The organism is Sinorhizobium sojae CCBAU 05684, from assembly GCF_002288525.1.
In the GTDB taxonomy this organism is placed as follows: domain Bacteria; phylum Pseudomonadota; class Alphaproteobacteria; order Rhizobiales; family Rhizobiaceae; genus Sinorhizobium; species Sinorhizobium sojae.
Genome location: NZ_CP023068.1, coordinates 1,813,817 through 1,838,302, shown reverse-complemented (window position 1 = coordinate 1,838,302; position 24,486 = coordinate 1,813,817). Strand labels below are relative to the sequence as shown.

Genomic DNA, 24,486 nt, shown 5'->3' with positions numbered 1-24,486 from the left:
TCTGCCCACCGGGCTGAATTGGCAAGACAACCGAGGGCGGAGGCGCGCGCTTCGTTTGATCACCAGCGCCGCTTCCGCCTCGCCGCATCAAAGACACACGGCGCTGTACGGAACTTCTTCTTTGAATGGTTGAAGCCTCACACCCGCGCTTGCACGCTCTTCTCGTTCCCCGCGTGGGCATAAAGCTCGGCATACGTCTCGCGAAGCAGGTTCTTCTGGACCTTGCCCATCGTGTTGCGTGGCAGGTCGTTCACGAAGATCACCCGCTTCGGCTGCTTGTAGCGTGCCAGGCGGTCCTTCAGCCCGTCGAGAACCGCTCGCTCGTCGATCGCCGCATCCGACTTTCTGACGACAACGGCCGTCAGGCCTTCGCCGAAATCCGGATGCGGCACGCCGATGACGGCGCTTTCGACCACACCCGGCATCCGGTCGATTTCCGATTCGACCTCCTTGGGATAAATATTGTAGCCGCCGGAAATAACGAGATCCTTGCCACGGCCGACGATATGGACGTAGCCCCGCTCGTCGACCTTGCCGAGATCGCCGGTGATGAAGAAACCGTCGGCACGGAATTCGGCCTGCGTTTTCTCGGGCATGCGCCAATAACCCTGGAAAACATTCGGGCCCTTCACCTCGATCATGCCCGTCTCGCCGTCTGGAAGCGGCTTGCCGCTCTCCGGATCGGCGACGCGAAGCGAGATGCCGGGCAAAGGAAAACCGACCGTTCCGGCGATGCGATCCCCATCATAGGGGTTCGACGTATTCATGTTGGTCTCCGTCATCCCGTAACGCTCGAGAATGGCGTGCCCCGTCATGTCTTCAAACGTCCTGTGGGTCTCGGCGAGCAGCGGAGCCGAGCCCGAAACGAACAGTCGCATTCCGGCGGTCACCTCCCGCGTCAGCCCGGGATGCTGGACAAGGCGGACGTAGAAGGTTGGAACCCCCATCATCGCCGTTGCCTGCGGAATCAGCCGCAGGACCTCGTCCGCGTCGAACTTCGGCAGGAAGTACATCGATGCACCGGCAAGAAGGATCACGTTCGACGCGACGAAAAGGCCGTGCGTGTGGAAAATCGGCAGGGCGTGGATCAGCCTGTCGTCGGTGGTAAAGCGCCAGTAGTCTCGCAGCGTGGAGGCGTTTGACAGGAGATTGTCATGCGTCAGCATGGCTCCTTTGGAGCGTCCGGTCGTTCCCGACGTATAGAGGATCGCGGCAAGGTCGTCGGGCCCGCGATGTGCATCCGGGAAATCGGGCGCCTCGCCGCGCGCAAGCTCGATCAGCGATCCGCCGCCTTTCTCGTCCAGCGTTTCGACATGGGCCCCGTGGTTTGCGGCGAGCCTGGCCACTCCCTCCTTGGCCGCCGGGGCGCAGACGACGATCCGGGGTTCGGCATCTTCAATGAAATAGTCGAGCTCGGCGAGCGTATAGGCCGTATTGAGCGGAAGATAGACGGCTCCCACGCGCAAGCAGGCGAGATAGAGCATCAGCGCCTCGGGGCTCTTCTCCACCTGCACAGCCACCCGGTCGCCCGGCCGCACGCCGAGGGCTTCGAGCGCCGATGCGATGCGGCCCGAACGATCCAGCATGTCGCCGTAGGTCCAGGAGCGGTCATCGGCTGCCAGGATGAAGCTGGCGCCGGGCCGCGCCGCCTTGCGGATGGCATCGAACAGATGATTGCTCATGAGGTGAACTCCTTGCTGCCTTTCTTCCTTGCGGCATCGCTTGATTGGACGTCGGGAGGAAGGACGCCGGGAACGGGAACCAGACTGCGGGGGCCCTTGTCCGCGGGCACCAGCCGCCGGATGGCCGGAGCGGCGACGACCTGGCCGCGGGTCGCAAATGTCTCGTGGTTCGTCTCTATGTCGTCGAGTTTGTAGAGATAGTTGACCATCAGCCCGTGGGCCTGTCGCATGGCACGACCGGAGCGGTCGGCGAGGAAATTGATGCGCTCGAGCCGTGCGCCGTTTCCGAGATGGAAGCGCGCAACGGGGTCCACGACCTTGCCATTGCGGTTGCGGGCCTTGAGGAAATACCAGGCGGCAGCGGCCGTCATGACCGGCTTGATGCTTGCCAGCAGTTGCGGCTGGTCGGCCCAACCGGGATCATCAAGCGCCGCAAGCTTGCTGCGGTCGGCGGCGGACAGGGCATCGGAGATCTCTGCACGCCGTTCGCGCAACAGCCATTCGGCAAAGCCTGGCACCGGCGACAAAGTCGCGAAGGTATCGAGGCGAGGGAACTCGCGGCGCAGATCCTCCACCACTTGCTTGATCAGGAAGTTGCCGAAGGAAATGCCCTTGAGGCCCTCCTGGCAGTTTGAGATCGAATAGAAGACCGCGCTCGTCGCGTCGGCGGCGCGGATCGGCGCGCGGTCTTCCGTCAACAGGTCCGCAATGTTCGAGGGCATCTCCCGGGTCAGCGCCACTTCCACGAAAATCAGCGGGTCGTCGACGAGCTGCGGATGGAAGAACGCGAAGCAGCGCCGGTCTTCCGGCGCGAGGCGCAGACGCAACTCGTCCCAGCCGCCGATATGATGGACGGCCTCGTAGCGAATGATCTTTTCCAGAATATTGGCCGGCGTCGACCAGTTGATCGGCCGCAATACGAGGAAGCCGCGATTGAACCACGATCCGAAAAGATGGGCGAAGTCTGCGTCGACGGCCGCAAGGTCGGGGTTATCGGCTTTGAACTTGAGGAGATCCTCCCGCATCCGCACGAGCGTGGCGATGCCGTTCGGCGCCAGATTGAGCCTGCGGATCAGTTCCTGCCGGCGAGGCTCGGCCGCCACGCTCAATTCCAGCAGGGCCTTCGGGTTGGGCTCGGCGCGATAGTTCTCGATCGCCTGCTCCAGCCGCTCGGTATCGGGTCCGAAGCGCGCGAGCAGCACGATCACGAAGTCGCGCCGCTGCTGCGGATCGAAGCTTTGCCAGCGGTCCAGAATATTCTTCGCAAGCGCCATACCCGACGCTTCGCCTCGGCTCGACAGCAGCGTTTCGCAAAGGCCTTCCATCGTGTCGACCGCATCGGCTTCGCCTTCGCGTGCGGGTCCTAACGACAGGAAACGGCGGCCGCGGTCGGCGATCGTCTGCAACATGTCGCTGAAGAAAGACGTCCTGCTCATTGGATTGCCCCCAGCATCTGGTTCGGCAGCCACGTCGCAATCTCCGGAAAGAGGCAGAGGATGATGATCGCCAGGAACATCACCAGCACATAGGGGAGGGAGCCCCAGAGAATGTCCTTCGTCGGAATTTGCGGCGCAATCGCGTTGATGACGAAAAGATTGAGCCCGATCGGCGGCGTGATCAAGCCGACTTCCATATTGATCGTCAGCACGATCGCGAACCAGTAGGGGTCGAATCCCGCCTGCGTGACGATCGGGAAGAGCATTGGCGCGGTCATCACGATGACGGCGACGGGCGGCAGGAACATGCCGCAGATCAAGAGAAAGACGTTGATGATCAACATCAACACCCAGCGGTTGACTTCCATGTCGGCGATTGCCGTCGCGACAGTCTGGGTGATGAACAGCGAGGAGAGCGCAAAGGCGAAGAGTTCGGCGGCCGCCATGATCATCATGATCATGACGCTTTCCTTCATCGCCGATCCGAAAATGCCGGCGACGGGCCGAAGGCGGAACAGGCGATAGGCGACGATCACCACGAGCAGCGTGAGGAAGGCGCCAGCGCCGGCCGCCTCCGACGGCGTGGCGATCCCGCCGTAAAGCACGTAAAGCGTTCCTGCGATGATCAGCAGGAACGGCAGGATGCGCGGAAGGCCAGCCAGCCGCTCCTTGATCGAATAGCGGATGAAACGCGCATCGAATTCGTAGCCCTTCCGTTTGCAATCGACGATCGCCCAGGCCATGAACAAGGTCGTCAGGAGGATGCCTGGGAGGACGCCGGCCATGAAGAGCCGGCCGATGGAGGTCTCGGTCGCAATGCCGTAGACGATCAGTGTCACGGATGGGGGAATGAGAATGCCAAGCGTGCCGCCGGCCGCGATCGAGCCGCTTGCGACCGAGGTCGGATAGCCCCGTCGCAGCATCTCCGGAATGCCCATCTTGCCGATCGCCGCGCAGGTCGCCGGCGAAGAACCGGTCATGCCGGAGAAGATGGCACAGGCGCCGATATTGGACAGGATGAGGCCGCCCGGGATGCGGTTCAGCCACCGGTCCAGGGAGGTGTAGAGGTCCGATCCCGCCGGGGACGAGGCGACCGCCGCGCCCATGAGGACAAACATCGGGATGGACACATAGGCAAGATTGGCGATGCCGGAGAACATCGTGTCCCCGAGCACGTAGAAAATGGCAGCGCCGCTCTGCATGTAGAGCGCCGCGAAGGCGGAAAGCCCCAGGGCAAACGCGATCGGCATGCCCGTTGCGAGCAGTACGAAGAGGCAGGCAACGATCATCAGTCCGGAAATGGTCGGGCTCATTGGATGATCTCCCGGGGATGAGAATTGGCGTTTGGCACCGATTCCGATTCGACATCGCCATGGCTGACTGTTGCCGGCGCTCCCGCAGCGGTCAGGAGGGTCAGGACCTGCGCGACATATTGCAGACAGAGCATGGCAAAGCTGACGGGAAGGGCAGCGAGCGGCACCCAAAGGGGCGGCGCCCAGACGCTGGAGTGTTTCCAGTTGCCTGCCCATGCGTCGTGAAACTGAATCCAGGTCGCTATGAGCATGATGATGCAGAAGAGGAGACCGAGCAGGCTTGCAACGACGCGCAAGGCCGATCGCGTGCGGTCGCCGACCATCACCTCGACGACATCCACCCCGACATGGCCTCCCTTGAGCAACACGTAAGGCGCGCCGAGAAACATGGCTGCGGTTGCGGAAAACACGACGAAGTCCGTTTGCCAGATCGTTGCCTGGCGAAACACATAGCGCATCAGGATCATCTGGCAGACGACGAGCATCGACGCGATGATCAGGGCCGTCGCAACGATCGCGAGCCCGCGCGAAGCATTGCCGACAGCCTGGATATAGGCCTTGAGCATGCACTTATCCTCAGGTTGCGGGACAGACGGCACGGCGCGCCAAAGCGCGCCGGTTTCAGTTCGCCTCACTCGACAGCCAGCGCCTTTTCGATCAGCTTGTCTCCGCCGCGTACGTTGGCGGCAAAGTTCTTGTAGGACGACTCCTTTGCGACCTCGAGCCAGGCGTCGTAGTCTTCCTTCGTCATCTCGACCACTTCGACGCCGGCCTTCTTGTAGGTGTCGATCATGACCTGGTCACCCTTGCGGACCTCCTTGTTGAAATAGGCCTCCGCCTTCTCGCCCGCGGCCAGGATCGCCTTTTGCTGTTCTTCCGTCAGGCCTTCAAAGATGCGCTTCGACACCAGCACCGGCTCGTACATGAACCAGAGGGCGTTTTCGCCCGGCGCGGTCAGGCACTTGGCCTGCTCGAAAAGGCGGTAGGAGACGAAGCTCGCCGATGAGGTATTGGCCGCGTCGAGCACGCCGGTCTGCATGCCCGTATAGATTTCCGACGAGGGCATGGACGAAATCGAAGCGCCCGCTTCCACCAACATCTCCTCGAAGGCGGGCCCGGCGGCGCGGATCACCTGACCCTTGATCGTCTCGGGCGAGGTGATGCAATGCGTCTTGGAAGCGAAGGCGCCGGACAGCCAGGCGTCGGCGATCACGATTGCGCCGGCATCCTCGATGACCTTTTTGATGTCCTGCATGAATTCTGAATCGTTGAGCCGCATGGCGCGGTCGAAATTGCCGACGAGCCCCGGCATCAGCGTGGCGGAGAATTCCGGATGGCGACCCGAAGCATAGTCGAGCGGAAACGACGTCATGTCGAGCAGGCCGCGCGTGACCGCATTCCACTGGTCGTTCGGCTTGTAGAGCGAGGCACCGGGGAAAACCTGGATTTCGAGGCCGACATTCGCCGCGCTGACTTCGCGGGCGATCAACTGCACCATCTCGTCGCGAATGTCGCCCTTGCCGCCCGGGAACTGATGCGAAGCCTTCAAGATAGTCTGGGCGGCCGCCGTCGAGACGATCAAGCTGCCGAGGGCTGCGACAGCGCAAGCTCCCAGCTTCCGTCGAAAACTGCTCATTTCTTCCTCCCTGATATTCCGGCCCTCCCGCCGGTCAGGTATATTAGTGTCGTTATCTTGCGCACAGTGTCAAGAGTTTTGTATACAAGATGAGATGACCTGCATATCGGGAATGGAAGCAATGACCGAGAACATTTTCCACAAGCTCCGCGATGACATCGAAAACGGCATCGTGACGGGCGAGTTCGAGCCGGGTGAACGCCTGGATGAGACGCAGTTGGCCAAGCGCTTCGGCGTGTCCCGAACGCCCATCCGCGAGGCCTTGATGCAGTTGAGCGCGACCGGGCTGGTCGAAATCAGGCCACGGCGCGGTGCCGTCGTCGTCGATCCGGCGCCGCAGCGCGTCTTCGAGATGTTCGAGGTGATGGCCGAACTGGAGGGCATGGCCGGCGCTCTTGCCGCCCGCCGGCATACGGAGGAAGACCGGTCCGCGCTCATCTCCGCCCACGAGAAGTGCAAGGAGGCGGTCGCCAGCGAGGACACCGACCGCTACTATTACGAGAACGAAATCTTCCACCGCGCGATCTACGCGGCGAGCCATAGCGGCTTCCTCGAGGACCAATGCACGGCGCTGCATCGCCGCCTTCGTCCCTATCGCCGCCTGCAGCTCAGGGTTCGCAACCGGATGAAGGTGTCCTTCAAGGAGCATGGAGAAATTGTCGAGGCCATTCTCGCCGGCGACGCGGAGGGGGCGCGGGAGCGCCTGCGCGGTCACGTCGCCGTTCAAGGCGATCGCTTCGGCGACCTCATCGCCAATCTTTCGAATCGCGAGCGCCGACTTGGCTAGGAGGTCGGCCCCCGCCAATGGAAGTCTAAAAATGACGACAAAGCGGGAGCTATGCTCCCGCCCGCCTATGGCAAGGCCGTGGTCGGATATCCAACCGTCACTGGAGCTCCAAGGGAACCGCAACACCGCGCCTGAAGGCCTCCTCTGCAAGGCGGCTTTTCGTCCCTGCGGCTATTGGAATACCTTCTTGAAGCCGCCTCTCAGCCAGCAGCAACCCGCGCTCCCCTGGCAGGAGCACGTGATCGCTGCCTGCGGCCGGGGGCAAGGACCTGATGGCACGGGCGAGCTGATCGACCTCCGCCTCGAACCTGCCCTTTAGCCCGAATGCTTGCGGGCTGAGCGCGATCACCAGGCCGTTGAAGCCGGCATCCCTGTTTTCCGTGAGCGCGGCCGAAATGAGCGGATTGCCGGCGAGGACGCTCACCAGAACTTCGATCATCAACGAAAGTCCGGAGCCCTTCGGGCCTGCCATGGGCAACACCGCCTTGACCTTTGCCGGGTCGGTTGTCGCAACGCCGTCGGCATCGACGCCCCAATCGGCGGGAATCGATCTCCCGGCATCCTTGGCCGCCATGACCTTGCCGAGCGCGACGGCCGCCGTCGACATGTCGAGCACGATGGGGTGGTTCGCGTCCTTGCCCGGCGCCGCGATCGACAGCGGATTGGTTGAAACGCCTTCGCTCCGGGATCCGTGATAGACCATCAGCGGTTTCGAGGCCGACATGGCGATGCCGATCATGCCGGCTTTCGCAACCTTCTCGGTGAAATAGCCGATTGCCCCGCAATGGCTCGTCCTGACGATCGAACACAGGCCGATGCCGAACGTCTCGGCCAGCGCCACGGCCTTGTCCGCCGCCATGGACATGCCGGTTGCCCCCGGCACCCGGTCGCCTTCGATGACGGCAACGGCTCCGAATTCTCTCGAAAGTTCCGGTCTTGCGTCTCCGTTGACGATGCCGAGCTCGGTCATCTCGATGTAGCGGGGGATGCGCAAGACACCGTGCGAGTCCGCGCCGCGCAGATTGGCCCAGACCAGAAGCTCCGCGGACTGCCGGGCATAGTCGCGCTTGAAACCGCCCGCCTCGAGGAGAGACGCGGAAAAGGCCTCCAGCGTTTCCTTCGCGATCACTCTCTTTTCCGCGATCCCATTCATGAAACGGCTCCGAGAGGGGAGGGGAAGAACTTGTCGAGCCAGCTCTTCACCATCATTTTCGTGCGCGTTGCATCATTGGGCGCCAGCGGGAAGTGGGCGGTCGTATCGACGAGCATCAGTTCCGTCGGCTGGCCTGCCTTTTCGAACATACGGATGGATTCGACCGTCGGCGTGATGATGTCGTTTGCCGTGTGGAACAGGAGCAGCGGCCGCGGCGCGATGTTGGCGACCACGTCGTCGGCGCGGAAGTTATACATCGACCAGGCCGTTTCCACGGGGATCTCCATGATCGCTTTCGGGGAGAGATTCTTGCGCAGCGGCTCCGGGATCGGCACGGCGTCGAAGCGCGACATCCACAGGCTCTCACCGGTCTCCTGCTTGTGCTTGCGGCCCTTCTCCAGGATGCCGATGAACTTCTCCCAGGATTCGGGCGTCGGATGCTGACCGCGGAACTTGCGTTCGCCATTGCCCCAGCCGCAGGAGGAGAGGCAGCAGGCAAAACGGTCGTCGATGCCGGCCGTGTAGACGGAGACGGCGGCGCCGAAGCTGTGGCCGGTGACGCCGATGCGCTGCGGGTCGACTTCCTCGCGCCCTGCCAGGAACGTCAGCGCGTTCTTGGCGTCGGCGACCTGATCGAAGCAGCGCACCTGGGCCCGCTCGCCTTCGCTTTCGCCGCAGCAGCGGAAGTCGAAGCGCAGCGCGACATAGCCGAAGGCTTCCATCATCTCGGCCTGGATCTGCGCGTGGCTCTCGTCTTTGGAGCCGACGAAGCCATGGCAGACGATGAAGGCCGGCAGCCTCTGGCCGGGCTTGCGGTTGTCAGGAACGTGCAGAACGGCGGAAAGCCTCAGCCCGTCGGACATGAAGGTCAGTTTTTCCTGCATCTTGATATCCTTTGCTTCAGGCGACCTTGGCGAAGGGGAAGTGATATTCGCGCCACTCCAGCGGCGCGGGTGTGCCCCAGACATTCATGGCGCGGACGTTGCCGGGGCGGTCGAGATTGGTGATGACATTCGGCGTGAAGTCGGCGTCGTCGGCGATATGGGCCATAACGCCGGAGCATTCGATCATCATGCCGCTCGCATCGGTGTAATAGGCGTAGGTATTGTCGCCGGGCCGATGACGGCCGGGCCCCCAGAGCATCTGCTTGTCGAACCGGTCGAGGATATCGCCGAGTCGCAGATACTGATTGAATTCGAGGAATTCGAAGGAGACGTGATGTAGCCCGACCTCGCCCTTGACTACGCCGATGATGTGGTGCTGGCGGTTGCCGCCATACATCCAGCTCAGGCTGTCATTGACCATGCGTTCGGAAAGTTTCAGGCCGCCGATGGCAGTCAATTGTTCGCGCGTGGCGGCCGGATCTGGTGATTTCAGGTTGATGTGGTCGATGCGGTTTGCGCCGACGCCGGTCGTCGGATAACGCCGGCCATAGGTGACGTTACGGACCGGCGTGTGGATCTCGAAACGCAGTCCTTCAGGCGTGGCGAAGGTTACGCCGTTCTGGATGCAATCGAGGCTCGGCTCTTCCGAAACGATGCGGCAGCCCGCCGCTTCGACGCGCGAGGCGGCTTCGGCGACCAGTTCGGGCGTCAGTGCCTCGAGTCCGATCGTATGGGCGGAGTTCTCGTCGGCGTGGATGAGCACCAGCTCCGCGGCCCGACCGTTGGAGCTCAGCCATGTCTGCCGGCCGTCCCGACTTGTGACTTGCAGGCCGAGAATCTCGGTCGCATCGCGGACAACGGCCTCTGGGTCAGTGACATTGACCTTCATGTGCCCGACGGCATGCACGATGTGCGTCATGAGTTCCTCCCTCGAATTCGCTCTGGACATCCATCCTTGATGTTTTGATACGCCAAATAACTGACGATCGCAAGATATTTCGAAATTTTTATGTTTATCGAAAATTGTCCTGGTTCTGGCTTTCATCTGCAACGACGTTGCGCAGGGTCCCGACCCTTTCGATCTCGATTTCGACTGTGTCGCCGATCTTGAGAAACTCGGGTGGCTGCCTTGACGACCCAAAGCCGGAGGGCGTGCCGGTGACGATGACGTCGCCGGGCTCCAGTACGGTGAACTGGCTGAAATAGGAAATCAGCCAGGCGATCGGAAAGATCATACGGCTGGTGTTGTTGCGTTGCCTCGTTTCGCCATTCACGCGTGTGACGAGGTCCAGTGCGCCCGGGTCCGGCAGTTCATCGCTGGTGACCATCCACGGACCGAAACCTGCAGTCCTGGCGAAGTTCTTTCCGGGCGTGAACTGGGACGAGTGCTTCTGCCAGTCACGCACGCTGCCGTCATTGAAACAGGAGTAGCCTGCCACATAGGTCATCGCCTCGGCCTCGGCGATCCTTCGCCCGGTCTTGCCGATGATGACCGCGAGTTCGCCCTCATAGTCGAATTTTTCGGAAACTTCCGGCTTCGGCAGCGGTTCCTCATGGCCGGTCTGCGAGATTCCGAAGCGGCTAAAGACCAGCGGATATTCCGGCCTCGCGGCGCCGTCGTCGCCCGGCTCCCGATAATTGGTCGCGACGCAGAGCACCTTGCGGGGATCTGGAATAACCGGCAGGTAGCGGATTGCCGAAAGGGAATAGTCCGGTGCGAGGTCCGCTTCCCATCCGAGAGTAGGAAACCGATCGGCAATATGGCTGGCAAGATCCGGCAGGCCGGTGCGCCTCCCGAGATCGCACACCGCCTGATCGACAATGCAGCCGTAGCTCACCCGTCCCTCATACGAAAAGCTCAGATACCTCATGGTGGCTCCAACGTTATTTCGAAAATATTATGTAATATCGTAAACAGGCAGGTAGTGCGCATTGCAAGTCCCCTCCGCCATTCCAGGCGGCTGAATTTTCAACAAGATTGATTTTTTTCGAAATTTTTTGTATTCAAAAACCTAAGTCGGCCTTCGCGCAGAGTGCTTCGCGACAGGCCCGTATCGGGAGGATTGTCTTTTGGAACAGCAGAAAGCGGGCAGCGAAACGAGAGCCGGCGACGTGCTGCAGCGCATGCGGCTCGACATCATCAATTGCGTGTTGAAGCCCGGCGAGAAGCTGCGCTTCGAGTCGCTGCGCAACAAATATGCGGTCAGTTTCTCGACATTGCGCGAGGCCCTGTCGCGTCTTGCCGCCGAAAACCTCGTCATTTCCGAAGGGCAGCGCGGCTTTATCGTGGCACCGGTCTCGATCGCCGATCTCAACGACCTCACCGATGTCCGGGTACTGATCGAACGGGAGGCGCTCGGCAGGTCAATTCGCTTCGGTGACGACCGCTGGGAAGCGAATATCCTGTCCACCTACCATCGCATGGACCGGCTGCAGCAGCGGCTCGGGCGGGAATACTATCTGTCGGAAGAGTGGAGCGCCGTCCATGGCGAGTTCCATTTCTCGCTCGTCTCGGCCTGCCGGTCTCCGACGCTGCTCGAAATTCGCAGCAAACTCTTCGAACGCGCCCATCGCTATCGGCGCATGTCTTCGCAGTTCCGCCCGCAATGGCGAGAAAAGGACGTCGAGCATAAGCAGATCGCCGACGCCGCGCTCGACCGCGACGCTGAAAAGGCGCTCCGCCTCATCGATCGGCATATCCGCGAAACCAGCGAGAATGTCATCGAACATGCCGGTCACCTTTTTGACGACGCTCCTGTAGCCGCCGGCAAAAAGCGCGCGATCACGAGCGCCGCTGAATAGCGGCGACCGACCCTGAACATCCGTCAAAGTCTCTCCTGTCCCGCTGAAATTTCTCCCGTTCAGCGTGTCGGGGCTTGTGCGCAGTAAGGAGCGTTTGTCTGATGACACGGTTGTTTTACGAAAACACTTGAAATTTCGAAAATCATGAGTTACGACTTTCATCAAGGCGGAGGAGCGCCCCACCCGCCTATGGGTGGCCCATTTAGGAAGTGGAGGAGGAATTCATGACCATTCCGCAGACAATGACAGCTGCGCGTATGCACACCGTCGGCGGCGAGCTGAAGATAGAGGAACTGCCCACGCCTGCGCCCGGCGATATGGACGTGCTGGTGCGCGTTCGAGCCTGCGGTATCGTGCCGAATCTCGGCAATATCCTCGCAAACTGGACGACCTGGTTCCCGCATATGCCGCTGCCGCCTTTGCCTGCGGTCTTCGGACTCGACCCCGCCGGCGAGATCGCCGCCGTCGGCAAGGGCGTTCATGCGCTGAAACCCGGCGACCGCGTCTATGTCAATCCGGGCCGCAGCTGCGGAACCTGCAGGCATTGCCGCCGGGGCGATTCCATCTCCTGCAGGCATTATGCCTTCCAGGGCTATTTCGGCTTCTCCGAACATGCGATGCAGACCTTTGCCGATTATCCGATCGGCGGCCTCGGCGAATACATGGTCGCCCCTGCATCGGCGATCGTGAGAATCCCCGACAACATGGCATTCGAACAGGCCGCACGCCTCGGTTACCTTGGGACGGCCTATTCGGCGCTCAAGAAGGTGAATGCCGGCCCGGGCGATACCATTCTCGTCAACGGCATCAGCGGCACGCTTGGCATCGGTGCGGCAATCTTCGGCCTCGCCATGGGCGTGAACAGGATTCTCGGCACCGGACGCGACAGGGGGCTGCTCGAGGAAATCAAGGCGCTCGCGCCGCACCGCATCGAAATCTTCTCGATCAATGACGGCAGCGTCACGGACTTCGCCATGGCTCATACGGATGGCGAGGGCGTCGACGCCTTCATCGATTGCCTTGGGCCGGGCGCTCGCCACGAGACCTTCCTCCAAGGGGTGAAGAGCATTCGCCGCGGCGGCATCATCGTCGATGTCGGCGCAGTCGCCGGCGAGGTGCCGATCGACGTGCACTGGCTGATGGACCGAAACCAGCGTCTCTATGGCTCCGCTTGGTTCACGACGGCTGAAGGTCAGGAAATGGCCGACATGGTCGCCTCGGGCGTCGTCGATCTCTCGCCCTTCGAGACCGAAAGCTATCCATTGTCCGAAGTGAACCACGCGATCTCTGGCATTGCCCAGCGCCATGGCGGCTTCTCGAACTACGTGATCTGCCCGTGATTTCCGGCGCCCGCCCCACACCGGGCGGGCGCTATTCGTTACCGAGGCTCTTGTGACATGGGGAGGATGTCATGACTTTCAGACGTGTGGTTACGGCTAAAAACAAAGACGGCAAATCGGTGGTGGTCAGCGATGGCGCTTCGCCGCGGGAAGTGGCGCTCAAGCACACGCCGGGCTTCGTCTCCGCCCCGATCTGGAGTATCTCCGGCGTGCCGTCGCTGCCCCACGACGGCCGGGACCCGATGGCGAGCGAGGGGACTTTGCTACAGCCGGCCGGCGGCTCGACATTCCTGGTGGTGACCTTTCCGCCGGACGCCGTGATGACGTCCCCGGATTTCCGGCCGGAACTCGCCGGGCCGGAGCATTTCGCGGCCGCGCCGGGTATCGCCGAGACCTTCGAGATGGACAATCCCGGCATGCACACCACGCCGACGCTCGATTACGGCGTCGTCGTCAGCGGCAGGATCACGCTCGAACTCGACGACGGCGCGACCGTGGACCTCAAGGCCGGCGACACTGTCGTCCAGCACGGCGCGCGCCATGCCTGGCGCAACCCGAACGACGAACCGGCCACCGTCGCTTTCGTACTGATCGGCGCCGAGACGCCTTAAGCATCCGCAAGGACCAACTCGTCAGCAGCTACCCGTATTACCGGCTCCGCCACATGGGAGCCGGCAGGGGAGGATTTTGCCTGGAAGATCCGATCTGAAGATCATGTTTACCGAGGGAGGAAGGTCATGGTTGAGATAACGAGACGCAACATGCTTATGGCGGCCGGAACGGCTGCGGCAGCCTTTTCGCTCGGATTGCCGGCGCGCGGCGAGGAACGAAAATCCGTCCGCATCGGCTACATCGTTTCCAAGACCGGCGTGAACGCGCCGGGTGCCGGAACCACCTCAATCCCGAATTACGAACTCTGGGCGGCGGACGTCAAAGCGGCGGGCGGTCTCGCCATGCCGGACGGAAGCAGGCTTCCGCTGGAGATCATCGCCTATGACGACCGGTCGCAAACGGAAGAGGTCGTGCGGGGTATCGAACGGCTCGCCCGGCACGACAAGGTGGATTTCATTCTTCCACCCTGGGGTACGGGCTTCAATCTGGCGATCGCGCCGCTGATGGACCGTTTCGGCTATCCCCAGCTCATCGGAACATCCTTCGTTCCGCACCGCATCGATGCAATTTCGAAATGGAAGCGCACCTTCTGGTTCCTGGGAACGGCCGACGACTACATGGGCGCCTTCACCAAGGTCATCTCCACAGCAGGCAAAGGCGTGACCAACAACAAGGCGGCAATCATCTCCGTTGCGGACGGGTTCGGCATCGAGCTCGTCGAGGAAGCGCGCAAGAAGCTGGAGGCGGCCGGCGTCGAGATCGTGATGGACAAGTCCTATCCCATCGGCACGCAGGATTTTTCCGCTTTGCTCAACGAGGCCTCCGGTTCGGGCGCGGATATCTTCATGGCGCTCTCCTATCCGCCGGATACGTTCGCCATCACCAAACAGGCGCGGCTGACGGGCTACAATCCGAAGGTTTTCTATACGGGTGTCGGCACCAGTTTCCCGATCTATTCCGATATCAATGAAGGCCAAGTGGAAGGCGTCATGAGTCTCGGCGGGATCGACAATTCGCGGCCGGAAATGCAGGCCTATGTCGAGCGCCACGAGAAGCTGATCGGCGCGCCGCCGGATTATTGGGCGAGCTCCCTCATCTATACCAGCCTTCAGATCCTCGAACAGGCGATCGCGCGCCGCGGGCTCGATCGCGACGCAGTGACCGAGGAGATCGCCACGGGCTCCTTCGAGACGATCGTCGGCGCCGTCAAGCTCACCGGCAATCGGATGAGCGATCTCTGGCTGCTGGGGCAGTGGCAACACGGCACTTTCGTCGGGATCGCACCCTCCGAACGGCAGGGCGCGCGCACGCCGCTGCTGCCGAAACCGGCTTGGGCATGAGTGAGACGGGAGGAGCCGTCATGTTGCTTTCGACCCTTATCGTCGGGCTGGTGCTCGGCGGAACATTCGCGCTGATGGCGCTCGGCCTGACGATACAGTACGGTGTCGCCCGCGTCATGAATCTCGCCTATGGCGAGCTGGTCATCGGCGGATCCTTCCTGACCTATCTCACGATAATGGCCTTCGGCCTCGATCCGTTTTCGGCACTCGCGATCGTGGTGCCGTTCGGCTATGCGGCATCCTACATGCTTTATGCCACCGTCATGCGGCCCCTGGAAAGGCGCTCCGGCGGCTCGGGGCGGCTTGAGGTGGATTCCATTCTCGTCACTTTCGGACTGATGTTTCTGCTGCAGGGCATCTATGCGCTGAGCTTCGGCAGCGGCTTCACCGGATACAGTTGGCTAGAACTGCCGGTCGACATCCTTGGAACCAAGGTTGCCGCCAGCCGTCTCATCGGCGCTTTGTTGGCGCTCGCAGTCGGCAGCGCTCTCTTCTTCGCCATGCAGAAGACCCGCTGGGGCATGGCCATGCGCGCCGTTGCCTCGCGGCCCGGCTTCGCTCCGCTTGTCGGCATCGACAATGAGAGGCACGCCCGCGCGGCCTTCGCAACCGGCGGCGCGCTGGCTGCTGCCGGTGGTGTCATCCTCTCCATGTTTCAACCCTTTACCCCGACCGACGGCGTCTTTGTCACGATGAAAGCGCTGGTCATCATCATCATGGGCGGGGTGGGCAATCTCGCGGGCGCCATTGCCGCGGCGCTGATGCTGGGCCTGATCGAAGCCGGCGTTTCGGCAGCCGTCGACCCCGGACTGACGCTCGCGGCCACCTACGCCATCTTCCTCGCCGTGCTGCTCTGGCGGCCGAACGGCCTGTTCAATCGAGGCTGACCCATGAAAGACCGTGTCTCCCCGCTCCTCATCGTCGTGGTCGTCGCCGTCCTTGCCCTGGTCCCATTGGCGGTCGAGGATTACGGCCTCGGGCTTGCCATCGGCGCGATGGGCTATATCGCGCTCGCCAGCAGCTGGGCGCTCTTCTCGGGGCCTACCCGCTACATCTCGCTCGCGACCGTCGCCTTTTTCGGCTTCGGCTCCTATACGGTGGCCGTGCTCGGTGACTACCTGCCTTTCCTGCTCATCCTCGCCATCGCGGCGCTGATCGGGCTGTTCGCGTCCTTCGTCGTCGGCTTTGCCACCCTGAGGCTCGCAGGGATCTATTTCGTCGTCTTCAGCTTCGGCCTTGCCGAAATGGTCCGGCAATTGCTCACCTGGTACGAGGTCAATGTCACGGGAACGCTGGGCCGATATATCTTCGTCGACGTCGATGGTTTCGACATCTATTACATGTTGCTCGCCGTGGCCGTTGCCGCTCTGGCCATACGCTGGTGGATCGACAGGGGCCGGTTGGGGCTCGCGGTCCGGGCGATCGGCGATGATGAAGCGGTTGCGCGCCATGCCGGGGTCGATGTCACCCGAGTCAAGCTCGCGCTGTTTGCGATGAGCTCGGTATTGATCACGCTGGTCGGTGCGATCCAGGCACCGCGCTGGACCTATGTCGAGCCCAGCATCGTGTTCAACCCGACCATTTCCTTCCTGACGGTAATCATGGCCTTGCTGGGCGGCGCCTCGCGCCTGTGGGGACCCGTCTTCGGCGCCGCGCCGCTCTTCTTCCTGTTCGAGTGGCTATCCGGCCGGTTCCCGGATCACTACTCCATCATTCTCGGCCTGCTGTTCATCGGCATCGTCTTCCTCTTTCCGGAAGGGGTGCTCGCACGGATCGAGGAGTTCCTGAACAGGGTAAGGGCGCAGCGGACAAGGGCCGCCAAGGAGGTGCCGAATGAGCGTCTTGCTTGAAGTGAAGAACCTGAAGAAGCAATTCGGCGGTCTCGTCGCCGTCAATGGCGTCGACATGAGGATCGCCGAGGGCGAAGTGATCGGCCTGCTGGGCCCCAACGGATCCGGCAAGACCACGGTGATGAACCTGATTTCCGGCGCGTTGACCGCGACAAGCGGCGAGGTCTTGCTCCGAGGCAGGCCCGTTCAGGCGATGGCCGCGCATTTGAGGGCGCGGGAGGGCATCTCCCGTACGTTCCAGCTCGTGCGGCTGGCTCCATCACTTTCGGCGGGAGACAATATCATCCTGACGCTCGCTTTCGGCCGGAAACCGATTTGGGGGCGCGCGGCTCGAGAGCGGGCCGAGCAGGTGCTGGCCTCGGTCGGTCTAGCCGGCCAGGGAGGCGCGACGGTCCAAAGCCTCAACTATATCGACCAGAAGCGGCTCGAACTCGCCCGAGCCATTGCACCATTCCCCGATTTGCTTCTGCTCGACGAGTGGCTCGCTGGTCTCAATCCGACCGAACTCAGGACCGGCATCGAACTCATCCGTTCGCTCGAAAGAACCGGGGTCACGATATTGCTGGTGGAGCACATCATGGAAGCCGTGCGCGAACTCTGCCCTCGCGCCATCGTCATGAGCGCCGGTGCCGTCATCGCGGATGGTCCGACGGCAGAGGTGCTTGCCGATCCCCAGGTCGTCGCCGCCTATCTCGGAGATTTCGAACATGCTTGAGGCCCGTCATCTTTCGGTCCGATACGGCAAGCATCTGGCGCTCGACGATGTCTCGATCCACGTCGACCGCGGCGAATGCGTCGTCATTCTCGGCGCGAACGGGGCGGGCAAGTCGACGCTTCTGCGCGGGCTCACCTCCATGGTCCCGCTTGCCGGCCATGGCAAGGTCCACTTCCACGACAGGAACATCACCGGCATCGCCCGGCATCGGGTCGTCGACCACGGCATCGCACATGTGCCGGAGGGGCGAGGGGTGTTCACCGAGATGACGGTCGAGGAGAACCTGCTGCTCGGCTCCAATCCGGCGAGGGCCCGAGCCGATTTCGAGGCGCGCCGCGAAGGCATACTCAAGCTCTTCCCGCGCCTGGCGGAAAGGCGCAAGCAACGCGTCGGCACCATGTCGGGAGGCGAACAGCAGATGGTGGCGGTCGCCCGCGCCATGATGTCGAAACCGGAGCTCCTGCTGCTCGACGAGCCGAGCCTGGGTCTTGCTCCCATCGTGGTCGGCGAACTCTTCCAGTCCCTGCGAAAAATCCGCGACACCGGCATGTCCATCCTTCTCGTCGAGCAGAATGTGCGCGCCAGTCTTTCGCTGGCGAGCCGAGGTTACCTCCTGGAGGCGGGACGGATCGTGGGCGAGGACGCGGCGGAAAATCTGCTGAACGATGCTGGCGTCAAGAAGGCATTCCTTGGGCATTGACGGTCCGCCATCCGATCTGTGCCTGACATTCGCAGAAGTTCAGCAATACAAAGCGACGATGGAAGCGCCATGAGCAATAGCGGTGTGACTGAACTCTCTGACACAGCAGTCGACGTCGTGGTGATTGGGCTCGGCCCAGTCGGCATAACGCTCTGCAACATACTGGGAAGTCTTGGCATCCGAATGCTGGGCATCGATGCGAGGGAAAGCATCTACGCATTGCCGCGGGCCATTGGCATGGATCACGAAGTGATGCGCGTGTTTCAGAACATCGGCGTCGCGGATGATCTTGCCGGCGTGGTCGCCGAATACAGGGATTCCGTCTATCGTGCGGCCGACGGCGCACTGTTGCGGCATTTCACCTCGCCGCCACCGCCTTACAGGCTGGGTTGGCCGGCCTATCTCACTTTCATTCAGCCGGAGTTGGAAAAGACACTTCGAGCAAAGGCCAACGCCTGCGAATGCATCATGCTTCGCACAGGTGTGGAAGCCATCGGCCTGACGCGCCCGGTAGCGCCGCGGCTTACACTCCGAGATACCAGCACCGGCGAGATTGCAGCCTTGGATGCGCGTTTTGTCGTTGGCTGCGACGGCGGAGCGAGCTTCGTCCGCCGAAGTTTGGAGATCAAGTTCGAGGACCTGATATTCGATCAGCCTTGGCTCGTCGTCGACGTGATCTTGGGTGACGCTGCAATCGATCTGCCGGAGACGAATGTACAATACTGCCATCCCGCCCGGCCTCACACTTTCGTTGTCTGCCCCGGCCGGCTACGCCGTTGGGAATTTATGCTGCTTCCCGGCGAGACGGCGGACGAGGTCAATCGCCCGGAGCGCGTCTGGACGCTGCTCTCTCCGTGGATCAAGCCGAGCGAGGCCGAGATCTGGCGCTCGGCAACATACCGTTTCCATGCGCTGGTGGCAGAGAAATGGCGCGTCGGGAATGTATTTCTTGCGGGCGATGCCTGTCACATGACACCGCCATTCCTCGCCCAGGGAATGGTCCAGGGCATAAAGGACGCCGCGAACCTCGGATGGAAGCTTGCTTACGTGTTGAAAGGCGCGCCTGATGCGCTACTCGATAGCTACGAACAGGAGCGACGGCCTCTGGTCCATAAGGTGATCTCCATCACCAAGGAACTCGGCGAAGTCATCTGTGAGATAGACGAGGAAAAGGCAAAGACGCGCGATGAGAAGCTCAAATCCCTGGTCCTCCAAGGAAAGGGCACGCAGGTAAGACAGGAGCTGTTTCCGCCGATTTGCGAAGGCTTGATTGCTCGCAATGCGGCAGGCGAACCGATGCCGGGAGCAGGAGAGTGCTGTCCGCAGCCCCACGTGCGCGTGGACGATCGCTGGGTCCGGCTGGATGATCTCGCCGGCTCCGGTTTCGCTCTGCTGACCTGCGGCTTCACAATCAGCCAGTCGAACAGGGAGCGCGGAAACCAGTTCGGCATTATCGTGCATGAATTCAGCGCGGAAGGCCTAACCGAAGAGGACGGCGTCCTTGGCGACTGGCTCTCCTCGGTCAATGCTCGCGCCGTGCTCATTCGGCCCGACCATGTGGTCTTTGGCGTTGCATTCGACGATGAGGGCCTGGGGGAATTGTTCGAGCAGCTTGAGCAGGGATTGCGGCTATTGTAGTTCGCGAGCAACGGTCGTCGCGACATCCGCCAGGAGCTGCCGTGCCCAGCGGTGCAGGCCCGAGCGGTGCGTCCGTTCGGTCCAGTACATGTCGATCTCGATCGGGATGTGAACCGGAAACGGCCGTACCGCCAGCGTGTCGGCATAGAGGCTTGCAAGCCGGTTCGGGATCGTCGCCACGAGATCGGTGTCGGTGATCATCAGATGCAGGCTGTCATGGCTCGGAAGCGTTAATCGCGTGTCCAGAAGAATGTCGCGCATCCGCAGTGTCTCGAAGTAGAGCGCCTGCCATTGGCCGTTATGGGTCACTGCTACATGTGCCGCGTTCCGGTAGCGGTCGAGCGTCAGCTCGCCCTCTGCCAGCGGATTCGCCAGATCCATCAGGCAGGCATAATGGTCGGAGAAAACATGTCGGCGGAAATAGCCTTCGCCGAGGATCCGAACCGGCCCCAGGACGATATCGGCGAGGTTTTCCTTGAGCTGCTGCTTGCCATTGACCGCTGATTCCAGAAGATTGAACGCCACATGGGGTGCCGCCCGCCGCATGGCCTTGAGAAGGGGAGGCGCAAGCAGAAACCGTTCGTGGTGGTTGCATGAGAGTGTCACGGTGCCCTCGGCCGTCGCCGGATCGAATTCCGCCGGCGCCGCAAGGGCGTGCATGCGGTTGACCGTTTCCCGCGCCTGCGAGATGAGGTTGCGGCACTTGTCGGTTTCGGTGACGCGGTTGCCCTGGCGCACGAAGAGCGGGTCCGCAAAGGCGCGCCGGAGACGGTCGATCGTGTAGCTCACCGTCGACTGGCTGATGTCGAGCTTCGCCGAAGCGGTCGAAAACGAGCCGCAATCGTGTACGGTCACCAGCACCTGCAATGACCGCAGGTCGATCTGCCCCAGTTCATCGGAAAGCAACTTATCCTCCGTCATCGAAAACTTCGATGACCTCGATCGTATCCATCCAATTGGCTGAAGGGAAGCCTTCCGTTAGCCTTCACGAATATCGAGTTGCTTGGGAGGGCAAGATGGCAGGCACATTTGCATTCAAGGCCGGTTCGACCGCGGTGCCGATGATATCGGACGTGGCCTTCGCGGAGCTTCTGAACGACCCCTATCCGACATTCAAGCGCGCCCGCGACATGGCGCCGATCGTTCGCATCGAGGCGGCCAAAATCATGGTTGCCACCCGCTATGACGATATCGTGGCGATGGAGCGCGACCCGGAGACCTTCTCCTCGGAAAACCCGCAGTCGCTCGTCAACAAGGTGATGGGCCATACGATGATGCGCAAGGACGGCGAGGCGCATCAGCGCGAGCGCCGGGCCATCGATCCGTCCTTGCGGCCGGGTGCGGTGAAGTCGTGCTGGGGGCCGAAGCTCGAAGCCGTTTTCGAGGACATCGTCGCCCGTTTCGAAAGGGATGGCGAAGCCGATCTCTTCCAAGCCTTGGCGGCGCCGATGGCCGGCCGTGCTCTCGCCGAAGTGCTCGGATTCCAGGATGTCGACTGGCAGACCATGGCTTTCTGGTCGCAATCGCTGATCGACGGGGCCGGAAACTATTCCGGCGACCCGGAAATCTCCCGGAAGGCCGTGGAGGCCGCCCGCGGCGTGGAGGACGCCATTGATCGCGCCCTGCCGTATCATCGGGCGAATCCGAACACATCGGTGCTTTCCTCAATGATCCACGCCGAGGACCCGCACGAGATCGATCAGATCTACGCCAATATCAAAGTCGCGGTCGGCGGCGGGCTGAACGAGCCGCGCGATTCCATCCTGACGCTGATCCTCGGCCTCCTGCAGAATCCAGATCAGCTCGAGCGCGTGAAAGCGAACCCGAACCTCTGGCCGGTGGCGTTCGAAGAAGCCGTCCGGTGGACATCGCCGATCGGCATGTATCCGCGCCGGGTGACACGGGACATCGTCTTTTCCGGCGTGCAACTGCGCGCAGGCGATCAGGTCGGCCTCTGCGTCGGCGCTGCCAATCGGGACGGCAGCCGTTTCGAAGATCCGGACCGATTCGACGTCTTTCGCGAGAAGAAGTCGCATCTCGCCTTCGGCGCCGGCGCACATTTCTGCGCCGGGACGTGGGTGTCCCGCCACATGGTAGGGCGCCTCGTCGTGCCGAGGCTCTTTGAGAGACTGCCGAATTTGCGTCTCAAGGATCCCGACGCGGTTCGCATCCAGGGCTGGGTCTTCCGGGGGCCGGTGACGCTCCCGGTCGTCTGGGGCGCTTGAGAGGAGAACATCATGCCCAAAATCACATTCGCCCTTCCCGACGGGAAGGAACGGACCTGCTCGGCCAATGAGGGTCTGAGCCTGATGGAGGTGGCGCTGCAGAACGCCTTGCCCGGCATCATCGCCGAATGCAACGGTTCGGCCGCCTGCGCGACCTGCCATGTCATTGTCGAGGATGCGCTCGCCGCAATGCTCGACCCGATCAGCGAGCATGAAAACGACATGCTCGAATTCACCGCCGCAGCGCGGCAGCCGGGCAGCCGCCTGAGCTGCCAGATCCGGGTCGACGACCGACTCGACGGTGCCATTGTCCGCATTCCGGCGGAGGCCTGATCATGCCGCGCCGGATCGTCATCGTCGGGGCCGGGCAGGCCGGCCTCGCGGCGGCCGCGAAGCTGCGCCAGGCGGGCTTTGCCGGTTCGATCACCATGCTCGGCGACGAGGGGCTGATGCCCTATCAGCGCCCGCCGCTGAGCAAGGCCTATCTCCTCGGCAAGTTGGAGGCGGATCGCCTGTCGTATCGAAACGAGGAATTCTATCGTCATGAGGAGATCGAAGTTGCGCCCGGCGAGGCGGCGGTCGAAATCGACAGAGCGGCCGGCGAGGTCGTGACGACGCTAAGGCGCATCTCCTACGATCACCTTGTGCTGGCAACGGGCGCTCGTCCGATCGAACTGCCGGCGCCCATGGCGGCCGGCATCTCCAACATCTTCTATCTGCGCAACAGGGCCGACGCGGACCGATTGCGTCCGAGCCTGAAGCAAGGCGCACGGCTACTGGTCGTCGGTGGCGGCTATGTCGGCCTCGAAGTGGCTGCCGCTGCCCGGCAGGCCGGCGCAAGCGTGACACTCGTCGAAATGGCGCCGCGCATTCTGAACAGGGTGGCCGCCGAGCCGACGGCCGCCTATTTCCGAAACTTGCACAGCGCCAAGGGTGTCGAAATTCGTGAGGGCACCGGGTTGACCGAACTCACGGTCGACGGCGCACGGGTCACGGCCTCATTGGCGGACGGCTCCCGCCATTCGGCCGATGCAGTGGTGGTCGGCATCGGAGTGAGGCCGAATGCAAGCCTTGCAATGCAGGCGGGTTTGGCCGTCGAGGGCGGGATCGTCGTCGACGCCTTCGGCCGTACCACCGACCCCCATATCTGGGCCGCGGGCGATTGCACCACATTCGAGTACGACGGCGAGATGATCCGCATCGAGTCGGTTCCGCATGCGATCGATCAGGCCGAACACGTCGCCCGCAACGTTCTTGGCGCGGGCAGGGCCTATCGTCCGCGGCCGTGGTTCTGGTCGGATCAGTTCGACACGAAATTGCAGATTGCCGGCCTCAATCGCGGCTATGATCGCGTCCAGTCGGCTGGTGGCCCAGCGGAAAGCAGCATGACGATTTCCTACTTCCTGGGCGAAAGGCTGTTGGCGGTCGACTGTCTCAACGACGCCCGTAGTTTCATGCAGGCGAAGCGTCAGCTGGGACTATAGCCGGGCTCTTCCTCAGCGGCTCGGTACCGGCATTTCGCCGCGATAGTCGTAGAAACCCCTGCCGACCTTTCGCCCGAGCCAGCCGGCTTCGACATATTTCACCAGCAGCGGGCACGGCCGGTACTTGGTATCGGCAAGCCCGCTATGCAGGACGTTCATGATGGCGAGGCAGGTGTCGAGGCCGATGAAATCGGCAAGTTCGAGTGGGCCCATCGGATGGTTGGCGCCGAGTTTCATGCTCTGGTCGATGTCGACGATCGAGCCGACCCCCTCATGGAGCGTGTAGATCGCCTCGTTGATCATCGGCATGAGAATGCGGTTGACGATGAAGGCCGGAAAATCCTCGGCCACCACCGCGGTCTTGCCGAGCCTTTGTACGACTACCTGCAGCGCATCGAAGGTTTCCTTGCTGGTGGCGATTCCCCGGATCAGTTCGACGAGTTGCATGACCGGAACCGGATTCATGAAATGCAGTCCCATGAATTGTTCGGGCCGTTTCGTCCGCCCCGCGAGGCGGGTGATCGACAGCGACGACGTGTTGGTGGTGAGGATCGTCTCCGGCTTCAGGCTTGGCGCCAGATCGTCGAATATCTTCTGCTTGACGGCCTCCTTCTCAGTTGCCGCCTCGATGATGAGGTCGCTCGCGCCGAGTTCAGGCAGGCTTACGGTCGTTCGTATGCGGCCGAGCGCGAGGCTCCTGTCCTCATGCTCTATCTTACCGCGCGCCACCTGGCGGTCCAGGTTCGCGCCGATCCTGGCGATCGCGGCCTCAAGTCTTTCCGCATCGACGTCCATCAGAGTGACGTCATATCCCGCAACCGCAAGCACATGGGCGATGCCGTTGCCCATCTGCCCGGCGCCGACCACTCCAATCGTCTCAATCGCCATC

General features: G+C 62.2%; 24 protein-coding genes. 13 read left to right on the top strand and 11 right to left on the bottom strand.

Going from position 1 to position 24,486, the window contains the following annotated elements; translation table 11 throughout:
• Nucleotides 1-137: 137 nt before the first annotated feature.
• From SJ05684_RS26260 to SJ05684_RS26240, 5 genes are all read right to left on the bottom strand, one after another.
• The gene (locus SJ05684_RS26260; RefSeq protein ID WP_034856362.1) at nt 138-1,682 is read right to left on the bottom strand and encodes a malonate--CoA ligase; all 1,545 of its coding nucleotides are present in this window, start codon (nt 1,680-1,682) and stop codon (nt 138-140) included.
• Complete coding sequence (locus tag SJ05684_RS26255) at nt 1,679-3,118, bottom strand: malonyl-CoA decarboxylase (RefSeq protein ID WP_034856361.1); 1,440 nt, start codon at nt 3,116-3,118, stop codon at nt 1,679-1,681. The genes SJ05684_RS26260 and SJ05684_RS26255 overlap by 4 nt, the downstream gene beginning before the upstream one ends.
• Nucleotides 3,115-4,431 (bottom strand): TRAP transporter large permease, encoded by a 1,317-nt coding sequence (locus SJ05684_RS26250; RefSeq protein WP_034856359.1) that lies wholly within the window; start codon nt 4,429-4,431, stop codon nt 3,115-3,117. Before SJ05684_RS26250 ends, SJ05684_RS26255 begins: the two co-directional genes overlap by 4 nt.
• Nucleotides 4,428-4,997 (bottom strand): TRAP transporter small permease subunit, encoded by a 570-nt coding sequence (locus tag SJ05684_RS26245; RefSeq protein WP_034856358.1) that lies wholly within the window; start codon nt 4,995-4,997, stop codon nt 4,428-4,430. The genes SJ05684_RS26250 and SJ05684_RS26245 overlap by 4 nt, the downstream gene beginning before the upstream one ends.
• A gap of 65 nt (nt 4,998-5,062) precedes the next feature.
• Nucleotides 5,063-6,067: a TRAP transporter substrate-binding protein gene (locus SJ05684_RS26240; RefSeq protein ID WP_034856357.1), complete on the bottom strand. Its 1,005-nt coding sequence runs from the start codon at nt 6,065-6,067 to the stop codon at nt 5,063-5,065.
• Nucleotides 6,068-6,188: 121 nt separating this feature from the next.
• Here SJ05684_RS26240 and SJ05684_RS26235 point away from each other — a divergent pair, with 121 nt between their 5' ends.
• A complete protein-coding gene (locus SJ05684_RS26235; protein WP_034856416.1) occupies nt 6,189-6,854 on the top strand; it encodes a GntR family transcriptional regulator in 666 nt (221 codons plus the stop codon).
• Nucleotides 6,855-6,951: 97 nt separating this feature from the next.
• Here the strand turns inward: SJ05684_RS26235 and SJ05684_RS26230 are convergent, their stop codons facing one another.
• The 4 genes from SJ05684_RS26230 to SJ05684_RS26215 form a co-directional block, all read right to left on the bottom strand.
• A complete protein-coding gene (locus SJ05684_RS26230) occupies nt 6,952-8,007 on the bottom strand; it encodes an Ldh family oxidoreductase (RefSeq protein WP_034856355.1) in 1,056 nt (351 codons plus the stop codon).
• Nucleotides 8,004-8,891, bottom strand: coding sequence for an alpha/beta hydrolase (locus SJ05684_RS26225; RefSeq protein ID WP_034856354.1), 888 nt, complete (start codon nt 8,889-8,891; stop codon nt 8,004-8,006). Before SJ05684_RS26225 ends, SJ05684_RS26230 begins: the two co-directional genes overlap by 4 nt.
• A 16-nt stretch (nt 8,892-8,907) precedes the next feature.
• Entirely contained in the window at nt 8,908-9,810 is a 903-nt protein-coding gene (locus tag SJ05684_RS26220) for a VOC family protein (protein WP_034856353.1), read from the bottom strand.
• Between the two features lie 94 nt (nt 9,811-9,904).
• A complete protein-coding gene (locus SJ05684_RS26215; protein WP_034856352.1) occupies nt 9,905-10,762 on the bottom strand; it encodes a fumarylacetoacetate hydrolase family protein in 858 nt (285 codons plus the stop codon).
• A 199-nt stretch (nt 10,763-10,961) separates the two neighbouring features.
• Between SJ05684_RS26215 and SJ05684_RS26210 the strand changes: the two genes are divergently transcribed.
• The 9 genes from SJ05684_RS26210 (at nt 10,962) to SJ05684_RS26170 (ending at nt 19,888) form a co-directional block, all read left to right on the top strand.
• Nucleotides 10,962-11,693, top strand: coding sequence for a GntR family transcriptional regulator (locus tag SJ05684_RS26210; protein ID WP_034856350.1), 732 nt, complete (start codon nt 10,962-10,964; stop codon nt 11,691-11,693).
• A 224-nt stretch (nt 11,694-11,917) separates the two neighbouring features.
• Complete coding sequence (locus SJ05684_RS26205) at nt 11,918-13,033, top strand: alcohol dehydrogenase catalytic domain-containing protein (RefSeq protein ID WP_034856349.1); 1,116 nt, start codon at nt 11,918-11,920, stop codon at nt 13,031-13,033.
• Nucleotides 13,034-13,104: 71 nt separating this feature from the next.
• Entirely contained in the window at nt 13,105-13,644 is a 540-nt protein-coding gene (locus SJ05684_RS26200) for a cupin domain-containing protein (RefSeq protein ID WP_034856348.1), read from the top strand.
• Nucleotides 13,645-13,770: 126 nt separating this feature from the next.
• Nucleotides 13,771-14,985 (top strand): amino acid ABC transporter substrate-binding protein, encoded by a 1,215-nt coding sequence (locus tag SJ05684_RS26195; RefSeq protein ID WP_034856347.1) that lies wholly within the window; start codon nt 13,771-13,773, stop codon nt 14,983-14,985.
• A 20-nt stretch (nt 14,986-15,005) separates the two neighbouring features.
• Nucleotides 15,006-15,872: a branched-chain amino acid ABC transporter permease gene (locus SJ05684_RS26190; protein ID WP_034856346.1), complete on the top strand. Its 867-nt coding sequence runs from the start codon at nt 15,006-15,008 to the stop codon at nt 15,870-15,872.
• 3 nt (nt 15,873-15,875) lie between these two features.
• Nucleotides 15,876-16,835, top strand: coding sequence for a branched-chain amino acid ABC transporter permease (locus SJ05684_RS26185; protein ID WP_034856344.1), 960 nt, complete (start codon nt 15,876-15,878; stop codon nt 16,833-16,835).
• Nucleotides 16,819-17,550, top strand: a complete 732-nt coding sequence (locus SJ05684_RS26180) for an ABC transporter ATP-binding protein (protein ID WP_034856343.1) — start codon at nt 16,819-16,821, stop codon at nt 17,548-17,550. The genes SJ05684_RS26185 and SJ05684_RS26180 overlap by 17 nt, the downstream gene beginning before the upstream one ends.
• Complete coding sequence (locus SJ05684_RS26175) at nt 17,543-18,250, top strand: ABC transporter ATP-binding protein (protein ID WP_034856342.1); 708 nt, start codon at nt 17,543-17,545, stop codon at nt 18,248-18,250. Before SJ05684_RS26180 ends, SJ05684_RS26175 begins: the two co-directional genes overlap by 8 nt.
• 69 nt (nt 18,251-18,319) lie before the next feature.
• Nucleotides 18,320-19,888 carry a bifunctional 3-(3-hydroxy-phenyl)propionate/3-hydroxycinnamic acid hydroxylase gene (locus SJ05684_RS26170; protein ID WP_050980078.1) on the top strand — a complete coding sequence of 523 codons (1,569 nt, stop codon included), beginning with the start codon at nt 18,320-18,322 and terminating at the stop codon, nt 19,886-19,888.
• Here the strand turns inward: SJ05684_RS26170 and SJ05684_RS26165 are convergent.
• Nucleotides 19,880-20,809, bottom strand: coding sequence for a LysR family transcriptional regulator (locus SJ05684_RS26165; protein ID WP_050980077.1), 930 nt, complete (start codon nt 20,807-20,809; stop codon nt 19,880-19,882). The two genes, SJ05684_RS26170 and SJ05684_RS26165, sit on opposite strands and share 9 nt — an antisense overlap.
• 95 nt (nt 20,810-20,904) lie before the next feature.
• Here SJ05684_RS26165 and SJ05684_RS26160 point away from each other — a divergent pair, with 95 nt between their 5' ends.
• The 3 genes from SJ05684_RS26160 to SJ05684_RS26150 are packed head-to-tail and all read left to right on the top strand — an operon-like array spanning nt 20,905 to nt 23,597.
• Nucleotides 20,905-22,113: a cytochrome P450 gene (locus tag SJ05684_RS26160; protein WP_050980080.1), complete on the top strand. Its 1,209-nt coding sequence runs from the start codon at nt 20,905-20,907 to the stop codon at nt 22,111-22,113.
• A 12-nt stretch (nt 22,114-22,125) separates the two neighbouring features.
• On the top strand, nt 22,126-22,446 hold the full coding sequence (locus SJ05684_RS26155; RefSeq protein ID WP_034856340.1) for a 2Fe-2S iron-sulfur cluster-binding protein: 321 nt from the start codon (nt 22,126-22,128) through the stop codon (nt 22,444-22,446).
• A gap of 2 nt (nt 22,447-22,448) precedes the next feature.
• Nucleotides 22,449-23,597, top strand: a complete 1,149-nt coding sequence (locus SJ05684_RS26150) for an NAD(P)/FAD-dependent oxidoreductase (protein ID WP_095694390.1) — start codon at nt 22,449-22,451, stop codon at nt 23,595-23,597.
• Nucleotides 23,598-23,609: 12 nt separating this feature from the next.
• Here the strand turns inward: SJ05684_RS26150 and SJ05684_RS26145 are convergent, their stop codons facing one another.
• Nucleotides 23,610-24,485: a 3-hydroxybutyryl-CoA dehydrogenase gene (locus SJ05684_RS26145; protein WP_034856326.1), complete on the bottom strand. Its 876-nt coding sequence runs from the start codon at nt 24,483-24,485 to the stop codon at nt 23,610-23,612.
• Nucleotide 24,486 lies beyond the last annotated feature (1 nt).

Excerpts from the sequence above, each read along its gene's own strand:
- SJ05684_RS26260 (WP_034856362.1), bottom strand. The coding sequence starts at position 1,682 with ATGAGCAATCATCTGTTCGATGCCATCCGCAAGGCGGCGCGGCCCGGC.
- SJ05684_RS26255 (WP_034856361.1), bottom strand. The coding sequence starts at position 3,118 with ATGAGCAGGACGTCTTTCTTCAGCGACATGTTGCAGACGATCGCCGAC.
- SJ05684_RS26250 (WP_034856359.1), bottom strand. The coding sequence starts at position 4,431 with ATGAGCCCGACCATTTCCGGACTGATGATCGTTGCCTGCCTCTTCGTA.
- SJ05684_RS26245 (WP_034856358.1), bottom strand. The coding sequence starts at position 4,997 with ATGCTCAAGGCCTATATCCAGGCTGTCGGCAATGCTTCGCGCGGGCTC.
- SJ05684_RS26240 (WP_034856357.1), bottom strand. The coding sequence starts at position 6,067 with ATGAGCAGTTTTCGACGGAAGCTGGGAGCTTGCGCTGTCGCAGCCCTC.
- SJ05684_RS26235 (WP_034856416.1), top strand. The coding sequence starts at position 6,189 with ATGACCGAGAACATTTTCCACAAGCTCCGCGATGACATCGAAAACGGC.
- SJ05684_RS26230 (WP_034856355.1), bottom strand. The coding sequence starts at position 8,007 with ATGAATGGGATCGCGGAAAAGAGAGTGATCGCGAAGGAAACGCTGGAG.
- SJ05684_RS26225 (WP_034856354.1), bottom strand. The coding sequence starts at position 8,891 with ATGCAGGAAAAACTGACCTTCATGTCCGACGGGCTGAGGCTTTCCGCC.
- SJ05684_RS26220 (WP_034856353.1), bottom strand. The coding sequence starts at position 9,810 with ATGACGCACATCGTGCATGCCGTCGGGCACATGAAGGTCAATGTCACT.
- SJ05684_RS26215 (WP_034856352.1), bottom strand. The coding sequence starts at position 10,762 with ATGAGGTATCTGAGCTTTTCGTATGAGGGACGGGTGAGCTACGGCTGC.
- SJ05684_RS26205 (WP_034856349.1), top strand. The coding sequence starts at position 11,918 with ATGACCATTCCGCAGACAATGACAGCTGCGCGTATGCACACCGTCGGC.
- SJ05684_RS26200 (WP_034856348.1), top strand. The coding sequence starts at position 13,105 with ATGACTTTCAGACGTGTGGTTACGGCTAAAAACAAAGACGGCAAATCG.
- SJ05684_RS26195 (WP_034856347.1), top strand. The coding sequence starts at position 13,771 with ATGGTTGAGATAACGAGACGCAACATGCTTATGGCGGCCGGAACGGCT.
- SJ05684_RS26190 (WP_034856346.1), top strand. The coding sequence starts at position 15,006 with ATGTTGCTTTCGACCCTTATCGTCGGGCTGGTGCTCGGCGGAACATTC.
- SJ05684_RS26185 (WP_034856344.1), top strand. The coding sequence starts at position 15,876 with ATGAAAGACCGTGTCTCCCCGCTCCTCATCGTCGTGGTCGTCGCCGTC.
- SJ05684_RS26180 (WP_034856343.1), top strand. The coding sequence starts at position 16,819 with ATGAGCGTCTTGCTTGAAGTGAAGAACCTGAAGAAGCAATTCGGCGGT.
- SJ05684_RS26175 (WP_034856342.1), top strand. The coding sequence starts at position 17,543 with ATGCTTGAGGCCCGTCATCTTTCGGTCCGATACGGCAAGCATCTGGCG.
- SJ05684_RS26170 (WP_050980078.1), top strand. The coding sequence starts at position 18,320 with ATGAGCAATAGCGGTGTGACTGAACTCTCTGACACAGCAGTCGACGTC.
- SJ05684_RS26165 (WP_050980077.1), bottom strand. The coding sequence starts at position 20,809 with ATGACGGAGGATAAGTTGCTTTCCGATGAACTGGGGCAGATCGACCTG.
- SJ05684_RS26160 (WP_050980080.1), top strand. The coding sequence starts at position 20,905 with ATGGCAGGCACATTTGCATTCAAGGCCGGTTCGACCGCGGTGCCGATG.
- SJ05684_RS26155 (WP_034856340.1), top strand. The coding sequence starts at position 22,126 with ATGCCCAAAATCACATTCGCCCTTCCCGACGGGAAGGAACGGACCTGC.
- SJ05684_RS26150 (WP_095694390.1), top strand. The coding sequence starts at position 22,449 with ATGCCGCGCCGGATCGTCATCGTCGGGGCCGGGCAGGCCGGCCTCGCG.
- SJ05684_RS26145 (WP_034856326.1), bottom strand. The coding sequence starts at position 24,485 with ATGGCGATTGAGACGATTGGAGTGGTCGGCGCCGGGCAGATGGGCAAC.